Below are 3,836 nucleotides of genomic sequence, written 5' to 3' on the forward strand. Positions count from 1 at the left end.
ACTCAATGCGGGGGGACGTCGCTGGCGCGCTACGCTGCGCGCGTCTGGCAAGAGACTGCCCAAGCAACGCACCGATTGCTACTGCCAGTGCGGACAACACAATGCTGAGCAAGTTGATTTGAGCAATAGCCAAGAAGGATGCCTGGCCCGTCGGTGCTGCGATGAAGTAGAGGAGATAGACGACGAGAAGCCAACCCACGAACCACAAGCCGAGCGCGGGAAGAATAAAACCCCGACGCGCTATGAAGGCACCGATTGTGGTTGCGAGGAAGCCCAAAACAACCGATTTCAGCAGGGGATTGAAGGTGAAGTTGGTCAGTGAAATCAGCTCCCCAGCTACGAGACCGGATACAGCGGCCACGGCGAGGCCAAGAAAGATTCTCTTCGTGTCCATTGCGAACTCTCCTGTGCGATCTAACGCTTGAGCTAACCGGCGCAACCCGCGCAGCGGGTTTGCGTCCGGTTGAGCGAGTAGTTAGGGCGCACCACCGACTCGCAACATGTCAAGAATGCGCCAAACAACAAAAGCCGCTACACCAACTGCAAGCAACCAAAACTGGATTGTGAGACAGCGCGAAGACTTTTGCAGATTGGCATTGGTTTGAGCTTTTGTGGTCTCGATAGCTTGTTGCGTTGCAATAGGATCTTTGGGCTGTTTGAGATGGACGCCGCGCTGAAGTTGTAGCGACGTGTAGTTGAAATGAATTGCCCGGTGCGTGCTGGTAATGCGAAGGCAGCCCGCATAGAAACTGGCGAGCCAGCAGAATACAGCAAGCAAGCCAGGCGACACCCACCAAGTGATAGCTAGGCCGTCGAGCTTTTGCAACGCGTAACCTAGCGCGGCGCCCGTGGCAGCGAGCAAAAAGTACACATACCTATTCTGGCTCTCGAAGTGGAGCTTCTGAATCTGTTGCAGGTCACTGTTGTCTGGCATGTGCGCCCTAACGCTTGAATTTAGCGGCGCGCGCAGCGCGTCCGCTGGAATGAGTGGTTAGGGGCAACAGCCGCCCCGTTGAAATACTTGCGAGTTTTGAGGCTGAGCAATGCCCATAAATTGATGGCCAACTCAAGCGAAGTGCGCACGAGGTTTGCCGCGAGCTTTGCGCCCGCACCTTGGCCCAGCGCTGCATACGGCCCGTTTAAAGCGACTACATTTTGCGCAATGAGAGCCCCATAGAACACCACTGCGGCCAAAAGCATGATGTAGCGCCCGTAAGGCTTGCCGAGCAGCGCAACAATTGAAGCAACGATGAGGAAACCGGCCGTGCATACCGCCCAAGCCAGGGTGGTGACGCTTGGGTGCAATGCTGCTGGAACTCGCGCAGATGTGACAAGAAATGCAAGAAAACCTAGGCTGATGAGCCCAACCAAGACATTTATGACGACCGCAACCCAAAGGCGTATTGGCCGTTTGCGAACTGCCTCAACCATTGTTTGCCCCCTAACGCCTGAGTTGAGCGGCGGCGGAGCCGTCCGCCTCGAACGAGTGGTTAGGCCCGAACAGAGTGCTACGGCAATTTGGACACAAGCCTGTTGCCATTGCTTTGCGCCTAGTGAGCAAGCCTATGGGCTTTGCGCATGCTGGACAAGACGGCGCATGGCGCTTGAAGGCGTTACGAACTGCGAGGGCCAGAGCGGTTGATATTGCTATGGATACAGGCAGCGCTATGACCATAAACCAAATTACGTACTTAGAGTCGGACTGCAGAAGAACGAAGAACGCAATAACGATGCAAATTTGCATGACCGATGCGGGCATGCCTGCAGACCTGAGCTTACGGCTTGCGTAAACCATGGCTACATGTATTTGTTGAGCGAACGCGGTCCTGTCCATGAGGCCTAACGCTGAAGTTAAGCGGCACGCGTCAGCGTGTCCGCTTGAAAGACTGGTTAGGGGTGAAATAGACCTGCACGCTCTGCCACTTGTACATGTAGAACGCCCCGGCACCCACAACAAGAAGACCTGGAAGAACGTACGCCAGCAAGCCAAAAAACGGGTACGGCACCACGAATGCGAGTACCAAAAAGGCTAAGTACACCGAGCGCGCGTATGGCTTCTTAGAGACGAGTGTCCAAGCGACAAAGGGACCAACGAGGCCGATCAAGGATGCAAACACGCCTGCGCCACTGCTCCACCACTCAGCGTAGCCCACATGCCGACCTTGGATAAACAAAGAGTCGTTTGGGATAACTGACATAGCGAGGAACACAATGCAGAAAGCCGCATGCGCAGTGAGAAACTTTAGAAGTTTTGGCATGCCGCCGAAGTTTTCCCACATGGCCTAGCCCCTAACGCTGGAATTAAGCGGCGGCGAAGCCGTCCGCTTGGATGACTGGTTAGACCACCGCGCGCACCGATCTTGCGACAAAGAAAAACGAGGTGGCGAACCAAAGAATTAGGATGGAGGGTACGACTACTTGGCCGGCGATGTAAGCCGCGTTGAGAAACGACTCGCCTGGCTGGACCGTTGAAGAACGAACGATCCAGTACTCAAACAGCGGGGACAAAAATACGGTCCAAGCCGCCAGCGCGACAATGGATAACACCAGAAGAAGGCTGGTTCGCATTCGGAGCTTGCGATGGATTGACCAACAACCAGAGCCAACGAGAACGAATGCCAAGGAGCCCGCGATGCCAAGCCAAGTGTCAGGTTCGTCCATACCACCCTCTAAGGTCTAACGCTGGAATTGAGCGGCGGCGAAGCCGTCCGCCTCGAATGAGGTGTTAGATTCCATGCTGCGCGCGCAACCGGTCATAGCACGCACCGCACAGAAGTTTGATGCTCGCAAACGCCTCGGAACGCTCATTCCAGTCGCCGGTAGCACCACCCTCGCGGACGCGTACCTCCTCGCATGCAGAGCACCAAGCATCACCGCGCGGGCCACCTGACCAAAAGAACCCGACTTTCTCGCCTGTACTGAGGGCGCCAGCAAGATGTTGGCAAACGAAGGTTTCCTCTTGCTCTCCGTGCGTATGGCATTCGACAGTGTTGATCATGGGATCTAACGCTTGAGTTAAGCGGCGCGCGGCTTTTCGCGCGTCCGCTTGAATGACATGTTATGCGGAATGTGCGACATACCTGCTTAAAACTCCACGTCGCCGAAGCGGTCACCACATGACAATGAAACACTGGATATGGTGTGGCTTATAGGGCTGAACCTTTCCGAGTCGCTGTTAGCAAAGCTGAAGGCCGACATGCTCAGCTCGCCACTTGCCGGGAGATATTGGCCTTTTAAGAAATAGCTGCCGTTTATAGAAGCAGTGCAGTCACTTTGCGCAACGGCTTCGTTATTGCGGACATAGACGAAGCCATCTTGAGTCCTTGCGCTTATATTTAAGTCTGGCGCCGAGCTGCACGCCGCGACCCCGACGAAAAGAACCAAGAATAATTTGCGTACGATGCTTTTCAATTGTTTCCCCTGTGATGCGCGATGTGTGTGGTTCGCAGCATAACGCTGGAGTTAAGCGGCGGCGTAGCCGTCCGCCTTGAACGAGTAAAAAGAGACTTCCTCCCCTATCGGCCTCGAGGGCCATGATGGTGTTGCGACACAACCGTCAGCAGAAGAGGAAGTCTCCATGAGCACTATAACCCTGGGTGTGGACTTGGCGAAGAGCGTGTTTTCGGTGTGCGCGATGGATGGCGCCGGGCACGTGCTGGAACGGCGGGAGTTCAAGCGTGAGGCGTTTGCCGTGTGGCTGGCGCAGCGGCCGGCGGGGGCGGTGGGGGGAATGGAGGGGTGGGGAGGGGGGCCCACCTGGGGACGCGGGGGGGGGGAGAGACAGGGGGGCGCGCGGGGCTGTGGGCGTCCCGATGGGACAAACCGGTCAGCAAGAA

Annotated in this window: 4 protein-coding genes; all 4 read right to left on the reverse strand. The window is 56.1% G+C overall.

Annotated features, from left to right (window positions below; translation table 11 throughout):
* Positions 1-394, reverse strand: a 394-nt coding sequence (locus B1991_RS18265; RefSeq protein ID WP_136260098.1) for a hypothetical protein, incomplete at its 3' end; no start/stop codon positions are given.
* A gap of 81 nt (positions 395-475) precedes the next feature.
* Complete coding sequence (locus B1991_RS18270; RefSeq protein WP_136260099.1) at positions 476-871, reverse strand: hypothetical protein; 396 nt, start codon at positions 869-871, stop codon at positions 476-478.
* Between the two features lie 83 nt (positions 872-954).
* Positions 955-1,431: a hypothetical protein gene (locus B1991_RS18275; protein ID WP_136260100.1), complete on the reverse strand. Its 477-nt coding sequence runs from the start codon at positions 1,429-1,431 to the stop codon at positions 955-957.
* Positions 1,432-1,865: 434 nt separating this feature from the next.
* A complete protein-coding gene (locus B1991_RS18280) occupies positions 1,866-2,279 on the reverse strand; it encodes a hypothetical protein (protein ID WP_136260101.1) in 414 nt (137 codons plus the stop codon).
* Between the last annotated feature and the right edge of the window lie 1,557 nt (positions 2,280-3,836).

The organism is Rhodanobacter lindaniclasticus (genome assembly GCF_004799035.1).
GTDB lineage: Bacteria > Pseudomonadota > Gammaproteobacteria > Xanthomonadales > Rhodanobacteraceae > Rhodanobacter > Rhodanobacter lindaniclasticus.